The following is a 16,135-nucleotide window of genomic DNA, read 5'->3' on the forward strand; positions in this document are numbered from 1 at the left end:
CTCATATTCCAGCCGGTCGAACTCAGCTCTCGCCTCCCTGTACCCCGGGCTTTTCTTATCCGGCAGTTTGTCCCGAAGAGGCTGCAATATTGGCTTGGCCAACTGGCGAGCCAATACCTGCATGGCCAGATACTGGTCGCTGCAAAGCTCGGGTCGATCGGCTTCGAAGTAGTCCACCAAATAGCGGAAGCGCACCTCACCCAAGCCGGGCAGGCGGCAACTAGCGCACTGGAAGCGCAAGCGGATAGCCTCCTTGCGACCACGCAATTCGACAAAGTGGATTTCAATGTTCTCGTCAACCGAGTCGACCAGCGCTATCTCGCCGGAGCTGATCCAGCGCGCCGCTTCAATGATGGAAGCCTCATCACCCGATGCAAGGATGATCGTGCGGTTGTAGAAGTCAATACGGTCTCCTGCCGCCAGCCGTATCGGGCTGGCGTGCCCTAGAACCCTGCTTTTTACCGCTGCGTTGAGCTTGCTGTTCTGCTCATGGGTAGCGCAGATCAGGATGGACTCGGCGCGTACATTGGTGACATCAGGCGTCCAGTTTCTCGTGTGACCGGCATCGAGAATCTCAAGGTGCTTGCCCGAGAGGCATTTAAGCCTGTTGAAGCAACTCTTGTTCAGGCTATCGACCAGGTGTGCCTGCATCTGCTCAAGCGCATCATCTTTATCCATGACGATCTGCTCGGTCAGTAGGCAGTGGTCAACTGCCAGCCCCAGTTCCTCCAGCATGACTCCACTGACTAGGCTGCGCTGCAGGGAGCCTCTGGGCATCTGATAAGGGTCGCCGATGATCACAAAGGGCGTTTTTGTTTTTGCGATGACCGAAAGAAAGTCATGAAGCAGTCGGCCAGAACCATAGCGCCTGTCACCGACGTCAAACTCTTCGTCGCTCAACAGATGAGCATCCGCCAGAACCGGGATTCTGCCGTCTAAAAATAGTTCATCCCTGATCTCGTGAATACCGATTTTACGGTCGTCCTGCTTCTCAAAACGCTTGGGCTGACGGGTATACAGCCAAGTATAGATGGAGGTCGGCTGCGCCAGAGGATGCCGGTAAGTCGAGGAAATTCGAACACTAGGCGTCAGCAGCAACAGCTCCCGTCCGGCTTCACCCATAGCATCCACCAGATAAGGAAATAGGAAACGCTTGCCCGTCGAGGCCATGCCAGTGATGCGAAATACGCCAGCACCGCTCTGGAGCCAGTTACGAAAGCCATGCAGTAACTCGCTTTGCCGAGAGGTCAGTCTGGTTGTGGTGTTGCCCCTGGCTGGCGGATAACCCAGCTCCCTGGTTGTGGGCATGCCGGCGGGTACAAAAAGCTCAAGGCCCAGCTTGCTGACGATGTGCTGGATGTTGGCGGACGAGAGCGTGATTTCCCTGCTGACGATAGCGTCGAGATCCCTGACGAGGGATCTCGTGTCGCTGATATGGAACCAGGGCTTGATAGACCCCGGCAGCTGCTGCCGGTCGAACTCGACCACACCTTGAAAGGCCACCAGCGCAGCCGTGTGCCGCCAGTTGCACACAGGGTGCAGATCAGCCAGGCTGCGGCTTAGAAAGTCCAGCAAGGCACCCTTGTTGAGGCGCAATTGGCGAAGCGGATTGACACTGGCTCCACCTTTGACCGTCACGATGTCGCCCGTTTCGGCGCTGCTGATCAGCCATGGCCCCTCTTCGGAAAACTGCAGGGCTCCGCTGAACTCCTTGAAGTCGATGATGATCAACGCGTTATGCTTGATCACCATCGCATCCAGCTCGCGACTGCCCACATAAAAGTTGCCGAGCAGGTACCAGTCCTGCTCCGTGGTAATGCAGTGCTGCTGCAGCGCATCAAACAGATCGTTGAAGGCCCGGTTCTCGTGGGTATGCTCAAAAGGCCTGCCACGAAATGCTTTTAATGCCACCGTTGAAACTCCATATGCGATGGTTGATCGCTTCAGTCGCTCGACTTGTCCACGGTTACACAGCGCAGCGCCTGCCACATGTGCAACCGGCAAATACCCCAGCGCCTTTTGAGCGTGAGCAAGTGTTCAACAGGAATGACCTGAGGGGCAGAAAGTTCTGCCAGGATGTGGTTCGAACGCATCGCAGCACTAAGGACTCTAGCTCTAAATCATGCACATCCGCGTGACGGAATGACAGCCGGGTTCGAAAAATTACTCGCACTCTTCGAAGGGTGAGTGTGATGCGCTGATTGTAACCAGGTAGCGACACCGCAATGTCCTGCTTGTCAGCTAGCTCTCATTCGAAATGTCAAAGCTGAATACGCAAAACTCCCAACAGATTCGCATCTGTTGGGAGTTTTGTTTTTAGCTTAGGGGGCCGTTAACTCTGGCCGAAGCGCTTAACTTTGACCGAGGTGGCGATTAACTTTGCCCACCTACACTGGATCAGAAGTCCAGGTTCGAAACCGCCAGGGCATTGCTTTCGATGAAGTCACGGCGAGGTTCGACCGCATCACCCATCAGGGTGTTGAAGATCTGGTCTGCGCCAATGGCGTCTTCGATGGTCACTTTGAGCATCCGGCGCTGACTTGGGTCCATGGTGGTTTCCCACAGCTGATCCGGGTTCATTTCACCCAGACCTTTGTATCGCTGAATGGTGTGACGCTTGGTACTTTCAGCCATCAGCCATTCAAGGGCTTCCTTGAACTCCGTGACCGGCTTCTTCCGCTCGCCACGCTGGATGTACGCGCCGTCGTCGAGCAGGGTGCTCAACTGAGCGCCCAGAGAAACGACCGTTTTGTAGTCGTTGCTGCCGAAGAAGTCGCGGTTGAAAGTGACGTAGTTCGACAGGCCGTGGGAGATCAGTTCGACCTCTGGCAGCCAGACGTTACGTTCACGGTCTTCACGCAGGCTGGCTTTGTACACCAGGCCGGACTTCTCGACGGTGCGCAGGCGAACTTCATATTGAGCCAGCCAATCCTGCATCGCTGCATGATCGGACAGTTGATCCATGCTCACCGCAGGCAGGTAAATGAAGTGCTCGGTCAACTCCTGTGGGTACAGGCGCGACAGACGCTTGAGAGTCTTCATCACCAGACGGAAGTCATTCACCAGGCGCTCAAGCGCTTCACCGGAGATGCCAGGGGCTTCCTCGTTCAGGTGCAGGCTTGCATCTTCCAGGGCCGACTGCGTCATGTACTCTTCCATGGCGTCGTCGTCTTTGATGTATTGCTCTTGCTTGCCTTTCTTCACCTTGTACAGCGGTGGCTGAGCGATGTAGATATAGCCGCGCTCGATCAGCTCCGGCAGCTGACGGAAGAAGAAGGTCAGTAGCAGGGTACGGATGTGCGAACCGTCGACGTCAGCATCAGTCATGATGATGATGTTGTGATAGCGCAGCTTGTCGATGTTGTACTCGTCGCGGCCGATGCCACAACCCAGCGCGGTGATCAAGGTGCCCACTTCTTGCGAAGAGATCATCTTGTCGAAGCGCGCCTTCTCGACGTTCAGGATCTTGCCCTTGAGCGGCAGGATGGCCTGGGTGCGGCGGTTACGTCCCTGCTTGGCGGAACCGCCAGCAGAGTCACCTTCCACGAGGTACAGTTCGGACAGGGCAGGGTCTTTTTCCTGGCAGTCAGCCAGTTTGCCCGGCAGGCCTGCGATATCCAGCGCGCCTTTACGACGTGTCATTTCACGGGCTTTACGCGCTGCTTCACGCGCACGTGCCGCATCGATCATCTTGCCGACGACCAGTTTCGCTTCGTTCGGGTTTTCCAGCAGGAAGTCGGAGAAGTACTTGCCCATTTCCTGTTCGACCGCGGTCTTCACTTCGGAAGACACCAGCTTGTCTTTGGTCTGGGAGCTGAACTTCGGATCCGGCACTTTCACCGAAATGATCGCGGTCAGGCCTTCACGAGCATCGTCACCGGTGGTCGCGACTTTATGCTTCTTCGCCAGACCTTCAGCTTCGATGTAGGTGTTCAGGTTACGCGTCAGTGCGGAACGGAAACCCACCAGGTGAGTGCCGCCATCGCGCTGTGGAATGTTGTTGGTGAAGCACAACAGGTTCTCGTTGAAGCTGTCGTTCCACTGCAGGGCGATTTCTACGCCGATGCCGTCTTCACGCTGAATGTTGAAGTGGAACACCTGGTTGACCGCAGTCTTGTTGGTGTTCAGGTATTCAACGAACGCACGCAGACCGCCTTCGTACTTGAACAGCTCTTCCTTGCCGCTGCGCTCATCCTTGAGGACGATGCCGACACCGGAGTTTAGGAAGGACAGTTCACGAATCCGCTTGGCCAGGATGTCCCAGCTGAAGTGGATGTTCTTGAAGGTTTCAGCCGAAGGCTTGAAGTGAATCTGGGTACCCGTGGTTTCGCTCTCGCCAACGATCTTCATCGGCTCTTGCGGAACACCGTGGACGTAAGTCTGTTCCCAGATTTTGCCGCTGCGGCGAACGGTCAGGATCAGTTCTTTGGACAGGGCGTTCACTACGGAAACACCTACACCGTGCAGACCGCCGGATACTTTGTAGGAGTTGTCGTCGAACTTACCGCCGGCGTGCAGCACGGTCATGATGACCTCGGCTGCCGAGACGCCTTCTTCTTTGTGCACGTCTACCGGGATGCCACGGCCGTTGTCACGAACGGTGATGGACTCATCCGGGTGAATGATGATGCTGATGTCGTCGCAGTGGCCGGCGAGAGCTTCGTCGATCGAGTTATCGACCACTTCGAACACCATGTGGTGCAGACCGCTGCCATCGTCGGTGTCACCAATGTACATACCGGGACGTTTGCGTACGGCATCCAGGCCTTTCAGCACTTTAATGCTCGTTGAGTCGTACGTATTTTCTTCGCTCAATGCCTTCACTCCCGATGGTCGTGGGTCTGGGTGATACGGCCCTGTTCCACGTGGAACAGAGCGACTGGCGTTTCCGTCTGCCAGCCTTCCCTCAATAATTCGTGATCTACACAGGTGATAAAGACCTGGCAGCGTAAGTCTTCCAGCAAGCGGCAAAGCGCGCGGCGGTGATGCTCGTCCAGTTCGGACGGCAGATCATCCACCAGATAAATACACTGGCCGCGTCGGGCTTGGCTGACCAAGTGCCCTTGGGCAATCCGCAGTGCACAGACCACCAACTTCTGCTGCCCCCGGGACAAAATGTCCGCGGCATTATGTGCGCCCAGTCTGAGGCGCAAATCAGCGCGTTGTGGTCCAGCCTGGGTGTGACCCATTTGCTGATCCCGGTGAAGGGACCCAGCGAGTACGGCACTCAGTTCGCGGTCTTTGTCCCAGCCTCGGTAATAGCTGAGGGTCAAGCCTTCAAGCTCGACCAATTCGCTCAAGGTCTGTTCAAAGACTGGTTTCAAGGCTTTGATGTAAGCGCGGCGGTATTCATCTATTTCAGCGCTGGCCTGGCACAGTTCCCTGTCCCAAACCGCTTGCGAAACGGCGTCAAGTGTACCATGTCGCAGCCAAGAGTTTCTCTGGCGCAGGGCCTTCTGCAAGCGCTGCCAAGTGGACATGAAACGCGGTTCCACGTGGAACACGCCCCAGTCGAGAAACTGTCGCCGAATCTTCGGTGCGCCTTCCAGTAAGCGGAAGCTGTCAGGGTTGATCAACTGGAGTGGCAGGATCTCCGCCAGTTGCGCCGCACTGCGAGCATTCTGACCGTCGATGCGAATTTGAAATTCACCCTGACGGTCACGCGAGATGCCCAACGCGCTGTGCCCACCCTCGGCCAATTCAACCTGGCCAAACACCGTGCACGCCAATTGTTCGTATTGAATCACCGGCAACAAACGGCTGCTACGAAACGAACGGGCAAGCCCCAGCAGATGAATGGCTTCCAGAACACTGGTTTTGCCGCTGCCGTTGGCGCCGTAAAGAATGTTGATTCGGGGGGAGGGGGAGAAGGTCACCGGGTGCAAATTGCGCACCGCGGTGACCGAGACGCGACTGAGCGACATCTAGCTTCTGCTGAACATGATTACAGGCGCATCGGCATGACAACGTAAGCCGAGTCGTCGTTGTCGGACTCTTGCACCAGCGCACTGCTGTTGGAGTCGGACWGGATCAAGCGAACTTGCTCGGTGGTCATCACGCCCAGCACGTCGAGCAGATAGCTGACGTTGAAGCCGATTTCCAGGGAGCCACCGTTGTACTCAACGCCCACTTCTTCTTCCGCTTCTTCCTGCTCCGGGTTATTCGCCTGGATTTTCAGCTGACCGTTGGCCAGTTGAAGGCGGATACCACGGTACTTCTCGTTGGACAGAATTGCGGTACGGCTGAAGGCTTCACGCAGCGCCTGACGGTCGCCGAGTACCAGCTTGTCACCGCCTTTAGGTAGCACACGCTCGTAATCCGGGAATTTACCGTCAACCAGTTTCGAGGTGAAGGTGAACTCGCCGGTGGTAGCACGGATGTGGTGCTGCCCCAGGACGATGCTGACGATGCCGTCCGGCTCGGTCAGCAGGCGTGCCAGCTCAAGGATGCCCTTGCGTGGAACGATGACCTGATGGCGATCCGGCTGACCGATATCGGCCTGCATCGAGCACATGGCCAGACGGTGACCGTCGGTGGCCACGGCGCGAATGATGCCAGCCGAGACTTCCAGCAGCATACCGTTCAGATAGTAACGAACGTCCTGCTGAGCCATGGCGAAGCTGGTGCGCTCGATCAAGCGACGCAGTTTGCTTTGCTCCAGGCTGCAAGTCAGCGAGCCCGGGCCTTCTTCAACGGTCGGGAAATCATTGGCCGGCAGGGTCGACAGGGTGAAGCGGCTACGGCCAGCTTTCACTACCAGCTTCTGCTCGTCGACCTTGATGTCGATCAGCGCGTCGTTTGGCAGGCTCTTGCAGATGTCCATCAACTTGCGCGCTGGCACAGTGATGGAACCTGGATCCGCCGGCTCTTCAAGTTGCACACGACCGACCAGCTCGACTTCCAGGTCGGTACCGGTCAGCGACAATTGCTGGCCTTCTACAACCAGCAGCACGTTGGAGAGCACCGGCAAGGTCTGTCGGCGCTCAACGACGCCTGCGACCAGTTGCAGGGGTTTCAACAGGGCTTCGCGTTGAATTGTGAAATGCATGGTCTAGTCCCTTGCCTTAATAAGCTGCGCTGGTGTTCATCAAGTGGTCAGTGTACGCAGCAGGTTCTTGTAGTCCTCGCGGATGTCCGCGTCGGATTCCTTAAGCTCGTTGATCTTGCGACAGGCGTGCAAAACAGTGGTGTGGTCGCGGCCGCCAAACACATCGCCGATTTCCGGCAGGCTGTGGTTAGTCAACTCTTTGGACAACGCCATTGCAACCTGACGCGGACGTGCGACCGAGCGTGAACGACGCTTGGACAGCAGGTCGGAGATCTTGATCTTGTAGTACTCGGCGACAGTGCGCTGAATGTTATCCACAGAGACCAATTTGTCCTGCAGCGCCAACAAGTCTTTCAGGGATTCGCGAATCAGCTCGATGGTGATGTCGCGGCCCATGAAGTGCGAGTGGGCGATCACGCGTTTCAGCGCGCCTTCCAACTCACGGACGTTGGAGCGAATGCGTTGGGCAATGAAGAACGCGGCGTCATGGGGCAGATCGACTTTGGCCTGATCGGCCTTTTTCATCAGGATCGCGACGCGGGTTTCCAGCTCTGGCGGCTCGACGGCAACCGTCAGGCCCCAGCCGAAACGGGATTTGAGACGCTCTTCAAGGCCTTCAATTTCTTTCGGGTAACGGTCACTGGTGAGAATGACCTGCTGGYCACCTTCAAGCAGGGCGTTGAAGGTGTGGAAAAACTCTTCCTGGGACCGTTCCTTGCGGGCGAAGAATTGAATGTCATCGATCAGCAACGCATCCACCGAACGGTAGAAGCGCTTGAACTCGTTGATCGCATTCAGTTGCAGCGCCTTGACCATGTCGGCCACGAAACGCTCGGAATGCAGGTACACAACCTTGGCATTCGGGTTCTTCTTTAATAGGTGGTTACCCACAGCATGCATCAAGTGGGTCTTACCCAAGCCAACGCCGCCATAAAGGAAGAGCGGGTTGTAACCGTGCTTGGGATTATCCGCCACCTGCCAGGCCGCGGCCCGGGCCAATTGGTTGGACTTACCTTCAACGAAATTTTCAAAGGTGAAGGTGCGGTTCAGGTAACTGGTGTGCTTGAGCGCGCCTTCGACTTGCACGGTGCGTTGTTCGGAGCGCACCGGTGCTTGTTGCGAGCTCGCGCCAGCCATCGGGTCGAAGCTGTCGCGAGACGGCTCTTCATTGATCTCGGCCGCTTTTTGCGTTGCACGTTTGGTCGGTGCGCTGGCAGTCGGCGCTGGTGCCGGAGCACTCACGGGTGCTTGAGCAGCCTGAGCCTGAGACGCAGCGGCAGCCAACGGCGCATTCGGAGCAGCGCGCGGTGCCGAACTGCGTTTGCTGCCTATTAATAAGGACAGCACCGGCGCCATGCCGTTGCCGTGCTCATCGAGCAGTTCAAGAACGCGGCCCAGATACTTTTCGTTGACCCAGTCGAGAACAAAGCGGTTCGGTGCGTAGACACGCAACTCGTCGCCTTCGGCTTCGACCTGTAGTGGACGGATCCAAGTGTTGAATTGTTGGGCAGGCAGCTCTTCGCGCAAAAGCTCCACGCACTGCTGCCAAAGTTCCACTGACACGGATATCCCCTAAGTTGAAAGCCGGTGAGGCAAAAACAAGCGGCCATTGTAGCGACCAGACGCTGACTTATCCACACGTAGGTGGATCACTGACCAAGAACAATCAACGCTTTATACGCAAAAAACACGACGAGTGGTCTGTGTATAAGCTCTGTGGATAACCGGGTCTAAGGTCGTTGCACAAGTAGGGGGGAAACTCGGTGGATAACCAGCCTGTGGATAACTAGCCCTTTCACCCACAGGTTATCCGACAGCGCAGCACAGGCTGCCCCCTGTTTTCCACGGTAGTTGTCATTCTCTGTACAGCACGGATTATAAGGCTCAAAGGCAGTTATCCACAGATGATCGCTTGCTTAGCTTTTATAAGCTTTACAGAAAAGCTTTAAATAATTCCTTTCTTATATTTATTTCTGACGGCGGGTTAATCACGGGCAAAACCTCTGGAGATCTATTTATAAGGAAACGTTGGTTGGAAATTGACCTAGAGGCTTGCTTTCTCTAGAATCCCCGGTCTCTTAAAACGGGGGCCATTCCGGCCCGTTGTGGACGAACCAGGTAACACGACAATGAAACGTACTTTCCAACCAAGCACTATCAAACGCGCTCGTACCCACGGTTTCCGTGCTCGCATGGCTACCAAGAACGGTCGTGCCGTCCTGTCGCGTCGTCGCGCCAAAGGTCGTGCGCGTCTGGCAGTTTGATAATCCGGCACTGGAGGTGAGTCAGGACTTCAGTCGGGAAAAGCGTCTGCTTACTCCCCGGCATTTCAAGGCAGTCTTTGACTCCCCTACCGGCAAGGTTCCGGGGAAAAATCTCCTGCTCCTTGCGCGCAACAACGATCTTGATCACCCCCGTCTCGGGTTGGTTATCGGGAAAAAGAGCGTAAAGCTCTCCGTCGAGCGCAATCGCCTCAAACGTCTGATGCGCGAATCGTTCCGTCTGCACCAGGATTCACTGGTCGGCTGGGACATCGTTATCGTCGCGCGCAAAGGTTTGGGTGACGTAGAAAACCCCGAATTGATTCAGCATTTCGGCAAACTCTGGAAGCGTCTGGCACGCAGCACGCCGGTACCAGCAGTCAAAACCGAAACTGTAGGGGTAGACAGTCCCGATGCGTAAACTGGCACTCGTTCCGATCCAGTTTTATCGCTATGCCATTAGTCCTCTGATGGCCAGTCACTGTCGCTTCTACCCCAGTTGTTCCTGCTACGCGTATGAAGCCATAGAAAATCATGGCCTTCTGCGCGGTGGCTGGCTGACCTTTCGTCGTTTAGGTCGCTGTCATCCGTGGAATCCCGGTGGTTATGACCCGGTTCCATCTATCCCTACCTCCCGTTCTTCTTCGATGGCCGAGTAATCATGGATATCAAACGCACGATCCTGATCGTCGCCCTGGCAATCGTGTCCTACGTTATGGTTCTTAAATGGAACCAGGACTATGGTCAGGCTGCCCTGCCGACTCAGAATGTTGCTTCCAGTACTACCGCACCGGGCTTACCGGATACGGCTACTGGCAATAATGCTTCTGTCAGTGACGACATTCCACGCGCCGCAAGCGATACCAGTGCCACTGCACCTGCTGAAACGCCAGTAGCTGCAAGCAAAGACCTCATCCAGATCAAAACGGATGTGCTCAATCTGGCCGTCGATCCACAGGGTGGTGATGTTGCCCAACTGACGCTGCCGCTATATCCACGTCGCCAGGACCATCCGGAAATTCCGTTCCAGTTGTTCGATAACGGCAACGAGCGGACTTATCTGGCTCAAAGCGGTTTGATCGGCACTGATGGTCCGGACGCAAGTCCTGCCGGTCGTCCGGTTTGGTCCTCGGAGAAGAAGGTTTACCAACTGGCTGACGGTCAGGACCAATTGGTTGTAGACCTGAAGTTCAGCAAGGACGGCGTCAACTACATCAAGCGTTTCACTCTGAAACGTGGTCAGTACGATGTAGAAGTTTCCTACTTGATCGACAACGAAAGCGCCAAGCCTTGGTCGGGTGCGATGTTCGCCCAGCTGAAGCGTGATGCCAGCTCCGATCCTTCTTCCAGTACTGCCACCGGCACCGCCACTTACTTGGGCGCAGCCCTGTGGACAAGTAACGAGCCGTACAAGAAAGTGTCGATGAAGGACATGGACAAGGCTCAGCTGAAAGAAACCGTAAACGGTGGTTGGGTTGCCTGGTTGCAACACTACTTCGTGACCGCGTGGATTCCGGCGAAGGGCGATAACAATGTCGTCCAGACCCGTAAAGACAGCAAAGGCAACTACATCATCGGCTACACCGCCCCGGCCATGACTGTTGCGCCAGGTGCGAAGGGTGAAGTCAGCGCTGTTCTGTACGCCGGCCCGAAAAGCCAGGCAGTCCTGAAAGAGTTGTCCCCAGGTCTGGAATTGACCGTCGACTACGGCATTCTGTGGTTCATTGCCCAGCCAATTTTCTGGCTGTTGCAACACATCCACGCGCTGGTCGGTAACTGGGGCTGGTCGATCATCTTCCTGACCATGCTGATCAAAGGGATTTTCTTCCCTCTGTCGGCCGCCAGCTACAAATCCATGGCGCGCATGCGTGCAGTGGCTCCGAAACTGGCCGCGCTGAAAGAGCAACATGGCGATGACCGGCAGAAAATGTCGCAAGCCATGATGGAGCTGTACAAGAAAGAGAAGATCAATCCGCTGGGTGGTTGCTTGCCAATCCTCGTGCAGATGCCGGTATTCCTTTCGCTGTACTGGGTTCTGCTGGAAAGCGTTGAAATGCGCCAAGCGCCGTTCATGCTGTGGATCACTGACCTGTCGATCAAGGATCCGTTCTTCATTCTGCCGATCATCATGGGTGCAACCATGTTTATCCAGCAGCAGTTGAACCCAACACCTCCGGACCCGATGCAGGCCAAAGTGATGAAGCTGATGCCAATCATCTTCACCTTCTTCTTCCTGTGGTTCCCGGCTGGTCTGGTGCTGTACTGGGTAGTGAACAACTGCCTGTCCATCGCCCAACAGTGGTACATCACACGTAAAATCGAAGCGGCTGCCAAAGCAGCCGCCTGATTTACACTGTAGATAACCACTCAAAACGCCCCCTAGTGGGGCGTTTTGCTATCTGCCACTTTTGTCTGGATACCGGTTTATGAGCGTTCCTCGTGAAACCATTGCTGCCGTCGCAACCGCCCAAGGGCGCGGTGGTGTGGGCATCGTCCGTATTTCCGGACCGTTGGCGAGCCTTGCGGCCAAGGCCATCAGCGGTCGGGAACTGAAACCCCGGTTTGCCCATTACGGCCCGTTCCTCAGTGAAAACGATGAGGTACTGGACGAAGGCATCGCGTTGTATTTCCCGGGACCGAACTCCTTCACCGGCGAAGACGTGCTTGAGCTTCAAGGTCATGGCGGGCCGATCGTTCTGGATATGCTGCTCAAACGTTGCCTGGAACTGGGCTGCCGTCTTGCCCGCCCCGGCGAATTCAGTGAGCGCGCCTTCCTCAACGATAAACTCGACCTGGCTCAGGCTGAAGCCATCGCCGACTTGATCGAGGCAAGTTCTGCACAAGCTGCGAGAAATGCACTGCGCTCTCTGCAAGGCGCCTTTTCCCAGCGTGTGCATAACCTCACCGAGCAACTGATCAGCCTGCGTATCTATGTCGAGGCGGCCATCGACTTTCCGGAGGAGGAAATCGATTTCCTTGCCGATGGTCATGTATTGGCCATGCTCGACAAAGTGCGCGATGAACTGTCCACAGTACTTCGCGAAGCCGGGCAAGGCGCCTTGCTGCGTGACGGGATGACGGTAGTGATTGCCGGTCGGCCGAATGCCGGTAAATCCAGCCTGTTGAATGCCTTGGCCGGTCGGGAAGCGGCGATTGTTACCGAAATTGCCGGCACAACCCGGGACATTCTTCGCGAACATATCCACATTGATGGCATGCCGCTGCACGTAGTTGATACCGCTGGTCTGCGAGATACCGACGATCACGTGGAAAAAATCGGTGTCGAACGGGCATTGAAAGCCATCGGCGAAGCAGATCGCGTGTTGCTGGTCGTCGATGCGACGGCTCCTGAAGCGTTGGACCCCTTCGCATTGTGGCCGGAATTCCTCGAAATCCGCCCCGATCCCGCTAAAGTCACGCTGATTCGTAACAAGGCTGATCTGACGGGCGAAACCATTGCCCTGGAAGTCAGTGAGGATGGCCACGTCACCATCAGCCTGAGTGCCAAGTCTGCTGGCGAAGGCCTGGAATTGCTGCGCGACCACCTCAAAGCCTGCATGGGTTACGAGCAAACGTCAGAAAGCAGCTTCAGCGCACGCAGGCGTCACCTTGAGGCGCTGCGTCATGCCAGCGCATCCCTTGAGCATGGCCGCGCGCAATTGACCCTGGCAGGTGCCGGTGAGTTATTGGCCGAAGATTTGCGTCAGGCTCAGCACTCGCTAGGTGAAATCACCGGTGCATTCAGCTCGGATGACCTGTTGGGACGAATCTTTTCCAGCTTCTGTATCGGTAAATAACCCTTCCGTTGTCCACAGACAGGCCACTCGCGCCTGTCTGTTTCCTCTTTTTGATAAATCTTCCCTCAGTGCCGAGCAGATAATTTCTGGTTGAGCGGTTTTCCTTCGATCGAAATTTACCCGATGAGCGCTTTTCTGTGGATTAAGCCCTGTGAATAACTGCCACTAAGGGCAGTTGATAACAGGGCCTCAAAACTGAAGATAAACGCCTCTGTGGATAACCACCCCTTTCATCCACAGGCTTAAACCGGTTATCCAAGGGCCTCGTTGGCACATGACCACAGGGTTTTGAATCTCTGTACACATTGATAATAAAAGCCTGTAGCAATCTATCCACAGAAAGGTGCCTCAGTAGAAATAAACATAAAAACAAAGATTTAATAAATTTCTCTCTTTTTAATTTCTATAACCCCGACTTCTCCACAGCTGGTTAAATTTTGTGCAAAGGGTTCTTTAGGAAGGACGAAGTCCCTATACTTGCCGACCAGGTCCAGAAACCTGAGCTCAAACTATTCCTGATTACCTAACTGAAGCAGGCACGAGGTGCGTGGTGGATTTCCCTTCCCGTTTTGAAGTGATCGTCATCGGCGGCGGTCATGCCGGTACCGAGGCAGCACTGGCCTCAGCACGTATGGGTGCAAAAACCCTGTTGCTGACGCATAACGTGGAAACCCTCGGAGCAATGAGTTGCAACCCCGCCATCGGTGGGATCGGTAAAAGCCATCTGGTAAAAGAAATCGACGCCCTTGGCGGCGCGATGGCCATGGCAACCGATAAAGGCGGTATCCAGTTTCGAGTGTTGAACAGCCGTAAAGGCCCGGCCGTGCGTGCAACTCGCGCTCAGGCAGATCGGGTTCTGTACAAAGCCGCTGTCCGCGAAGCCTTGGAGAACCAGCCGAACCTGTGGATATTTCAGCAGGCCGCTGACGACTTGATCGTCGAGCAGGAACAAGTGCGTGGTGTTGTCACTCAAATGGGCCTGCGTTTCTTCGCGGACTCAGTGGTGTTGACCACTGGCACTTTCCTCGGCGGACTTATCCACATCGGAATGCAGAATTACTCCGGCGGTCGCGCAGGTGATCCGCCATCGATTGCCTTGGCTCACCGTCTGCGTGAATTGCCACTGCGTGTAGGTCGCCTGAAAACCGGTACGCCACCGCGGATTGACGGTCGTTCTGTGGATTTCTCGGTCATGACTGAGCAAGCAGGCGATACACCGATCCCGGTGATGTCGTTCATGGGGTCCAAAGAGCAGCATCCGAAACAAGTGAGCTGCTGGATTACCCACACAAACGCCCGTACCCACGAAATCATTGCCTCCAACCTTGATCGTTCGCCGATGTATTCGGGCGTGATCGAAGGTATCGGCCCGCGCTATTGCCCGTCGATCGAAGACAAGATCCACCGCTTTGCCGACAAGGAAAGCCACCAGGTCTTTATCGAGCCGGAAGGTCTGACCACTCATGAGCTGTACCCGAACGGGATATCCACCTCCTTGCCGTTCGACGTGCAATTGCAGATCGTGCAATCGATCCGTGGGATGGAAAACGCGCACATCGTTCGTCCTGGTTACGCCATCGAGTACGACTACTTCGACCCGCGTGACCTGAAGTACAGCCTGGAAACCAAAGTGATCGGCGGCCTGTTTTTCGCCGGGCAAATCAATGGCACTACCGGTTACGAAGAAGCCGGTGCCCAAGGTTTGCTGGCCGGCGCCAACGCTGCACTGCGTGCACAGGGCAAAGATGCCTGGTGCCCGCGTCGCGACGAGGCGTACATCGGCGTGTTGGTCGACGACCTGATTACGCTCGGTACTCAAGAGCCGTACCGGATGTTTACCTCCCGTGCCGAGTACCGCCTGATCCTGCGCGAAGACAACGCCGACTTGCGTTTGACCGAAAAAGGTCGCGAATTGGGCCTGGTCGATGACGCGCGTTGGGCTGCGTTCTGCAAGAAACGCGAAAGCATTGAACTGGAAGAGCAACGCCTGAAAAGTACCTGGGTTCGCCCGGGCACCGAGCAGGGCGATGCGATCTCCGAAAAGTTCGGCACGCCACTGACCCATGAATACAATTTGCTCAACCTCTTGAGCCGTCCGGAAATCGACTACGCCGGCCTGATCGCCGTGACTGGCGGTGGTGCAGATGATCCACAGGTCGCCGAACAGGTTGAAATCAAGACCAAGTACGCCGGTTACATCGACCGTCAACAGGATGAAATCGCACGCCTGCGGGCCAGCGAAGATACAAAACTGCCTGTGGATATCGATTACACCAACATTTCCGGTCTCTCCAAAGAGATCCAGAGCAAGCTCGGCGCGACCCGTCCAGAAACCCTGGGCCAGGCGTCACGTATCCCGGGCGTAACCCCGGCAGCCATTTCGCTGTTGATGATTCATTTGAAAAAACGCGGCGCGGGCCGTCAGTTGGAGCAAAGCGCTTGAGTTCGTTGGTCACCTCGCAACACGCCGAAGAGTTATCCACAGGTGCTCGCCAGCTCGGTGTCACACTGACAGAAACCCAGCACGCGCAGCTGCTGGGTTATCTGGCCCTGTTGATAAAATGGAACAAGGCTTACAACCTGACCGCCGTGCGCGATCCGGACGAAATGGTCTCGCGTCATTTGCTCGATAGTTTGAGCGTGATGTCGTTCATCGAAAACGGTCGCTGGCTGGACGTTGGCAGCGGTGGCGGCATGCCGGGTATTCCGATGGCCATCCTGTTTCCAGAGTCCCAAGTGACCTGCCTGGACAGCAACGGCAAGAAAACCCGCTTCCTGACCCAAGTCAAACTCGAACTCAAACTGGATAACCTGCAAGTTATCCACAGTCGCGTCGAAGCCTTCCAGCCTGCGCAGCCATTCAACGGGATCATTTCCCGGGCGTTCAGCAGCATGGAGAACTTCAGCAACTGGACTCGCCACCTCGGCGACGCCGATACACGCTGGCTGGCAATGAAGGGCGTTCATCCGGCCGATGAGCTGGTAGCATTGCCGGCGGACTTCCACCTCGATAGCGAACACGCCCTGGC

At 55.9% G+C, this 16,135-nt stretch carries 12 protein-coding genes; 7 read left to right on the plus strand and 5 right to left on the minus strand.

Features of this window, described 5'->3' with window-relative positions:
* From AC1DSG_RS16615 to dnaA, 5 genes are all read right to left on the minus strand, one after another.
* Positions 1-1,911 (minus strand): nuclease-related domain-containing protein (locus AC1DSG_RS16615; protein WP_477791861.1); only part of this gene is annotated, 1,911 nt, incomplete at its 3' end.
* 486 nt (positions 1,912-2,397) lie between these two features.
* The gene (gene gyrB, locus AC1DSG_RS16620) at positions 2,398-4,815 is read right to left on the minus strand and encodes a DNA topoisomerase (ATP-hydrolyzing) subunit B (protein ID WP_477791862.1); all 2,418 of its coding nucleotides are present in this window, start codon (positions 4,813-4,815) and stop codon (positions 2,398-2,400) included.
* Positions 4,816-4,820: 5 nt separating this feature from the next.
* Positions 4,821-5,924 carry a DNA replication/repair protein RecF gene (gene recF / locus AC1DSG_RS16625; protein WP_007948107.1) on the minus strand — a complete coding sequence of 368 codons (1,104 nt, stop codon included), beginning with the start codon at positions 5,922-5,924 and terminating at the stop codon, positions 4,821-4,823.
* A 20-nt stretch (positions 5,925-5,944) separates the two neighbouring features.
* On the minus strand, positions 5,945-7,048 hold the full coding sequence (gene dnaN, locus AC1DSG_RS16630) for a DNA polymerase III subunit beta (protein WP_477791863.1): 1,104 nt from the start codon (positions 7,046-7,048) through the stop codon (positions 5,945-5,947).
* A gap of 39 nt (positions 7,049-7,087) precedes the next feature.
* Positions 7,088-8,611: a chromosomal replication initiator protein DnaA gene (gene dnaA, locus AC1DSG_RS16635; protein WP_477791864.1), complete on the minus strand. Its 1,524-nt coding sequence runs from the start codon at positions 8,609-8,611 to the stop codon at positions 7,088-7,090.
* A 566-nt stretch (positions 8,612-9,177) separates the two neighbouring features.
* On the opposite strand from dnaA, the gene rpmH reads away from it, so the two are divergent.
* The 7 genes from rpmH to rsmG form a co-directional block, all read left to right on the plus strand.
* A complete protein-coding gene (gene rpmH, locus AC1DSG_RS16640; RefSeq protein ID WP_003213577.1) occupies positions 9,178-9,312 on the plus strand; it encodes a 50S ribosomal protein L34 in 135 nt (44 codons plus the stop codon).
* A 16-nt stretch (positions 9,313-9,328) separates the two neighbouring features.
* Positions 9,329-9,730, plus strand: coding sequence for a ribonuclease P protein component (gene rnpA / locus AC1DSG_RS16645; RefSeq protein ID WP_027926203.1), 402 nt, complete (start codon positions 9,329-9,331; stop codon positions 9,728-9,730).
* Entirely contained in the window at positions 9,723-9,968 is a 246-nt protein-coding gene (gene yidD, locus AC1DSG_RS16650; RefSeq protein WP_052966011.1) for a membrane protein insertion efficiency factor YidD, read from the plus strand. The genes rnpA and yidD overlap by 8 nt, the downstream gene beginning before the upstream one ends.
* A 2-nt stretch (positions 9,969-9,970) precedes the next feature.
* Positions 9,971-11,656, plus strand: a complete 1,686-nt coding sequence (gene yidC / locus AC1DSG_RS16655) for a membrane protein insertase YidC (RefSeq protein WP_477791865.1) — start codon at positions 9,971-9,973, stop codon at positions 11,654-11,656.
* Between the two features lie 79 nt (positions 11,657-11,735).
* Positions 11,736-13,106 (plus strand): tRNA uridine-5-carboxymethylaminomethyl(34) synthesis GTPase MnmE, encoded by a 1,371-nt coding sequence (gene mnmE / locus AC1DSG_RS16660; RefSeq protein ID WP_477791866.1) that lies wholly within the window; start codon positions 11,736-11,738, stop codon positions 13,104-13,106.
* A gap of 550 nt (positions 13,107-13,656) precedes the next feature.
* Positions 13,657-15,549 (plus strand): tRNA uridine-5-carboxymethylaminomethyl(34) synthesis enzyme MnmG, encoded by a 1,893-nt coding sequence (gene mnmG, locus AC1DSG_RS16665; protein ID WP_477791867.1) that lies wholly within the window; start codon positions 13,657-13,659, stop codon positions 15,547-15,549.
* A partial coding sequence (rsmG, locus tag AC1DSG_RS16670; RefSeq protein WP_477791868.1) for a 16S rRNA (guanine(527)-N(7))-methyltransferase RsmG occupies positions 15,546-16,135 on the plus strand: 590 nt, incomplete at its 3' end. The genes mnmG and rsmG, both read left to right, overlap by 4 nt.

The sequence above is a fragment of the Pseudomonas sp. P5_A12 genome (genome assembly GCF_056400685.1).

Excerpts from the sequence above, each read along its gene's own strand:
- mnmE (WP_477791866.1), top strand. The coding sequence starts at position 11,736 with ATGAGCGTTCCTCGTGAAACCATTGCTGCCGTCGCAACCGCCCAAGGG.
- yidC (WP_477791865.1), top strand. The coding sequence starts at position 9,971 with ATGGATATCAAACGCACGATCCTGATCGTCGCCCTGGCAATCGTGTCC.
- yidD (WP_052966011.1), top strand. The coding sequence starts at position 9,723 with ATGCGTAAACTGGCACTCGTTCCGATCCAGTTTTATCGCTATGCCATT.
- recF (WP_007948107.1), bottom strand. The coding sequence starts at position 5,924 with ATGTCGCTCAGTCGCGTCTCGGTCACCGCGGTGCGCAATTTGCACCCG.
- rpmH (WP_003213577.1), top strand. The coding sequence starts at position 9,178 with ATGAAACGTACTTTCCAACCAAGCACTATCAAACGCGCTCGTACCCAC.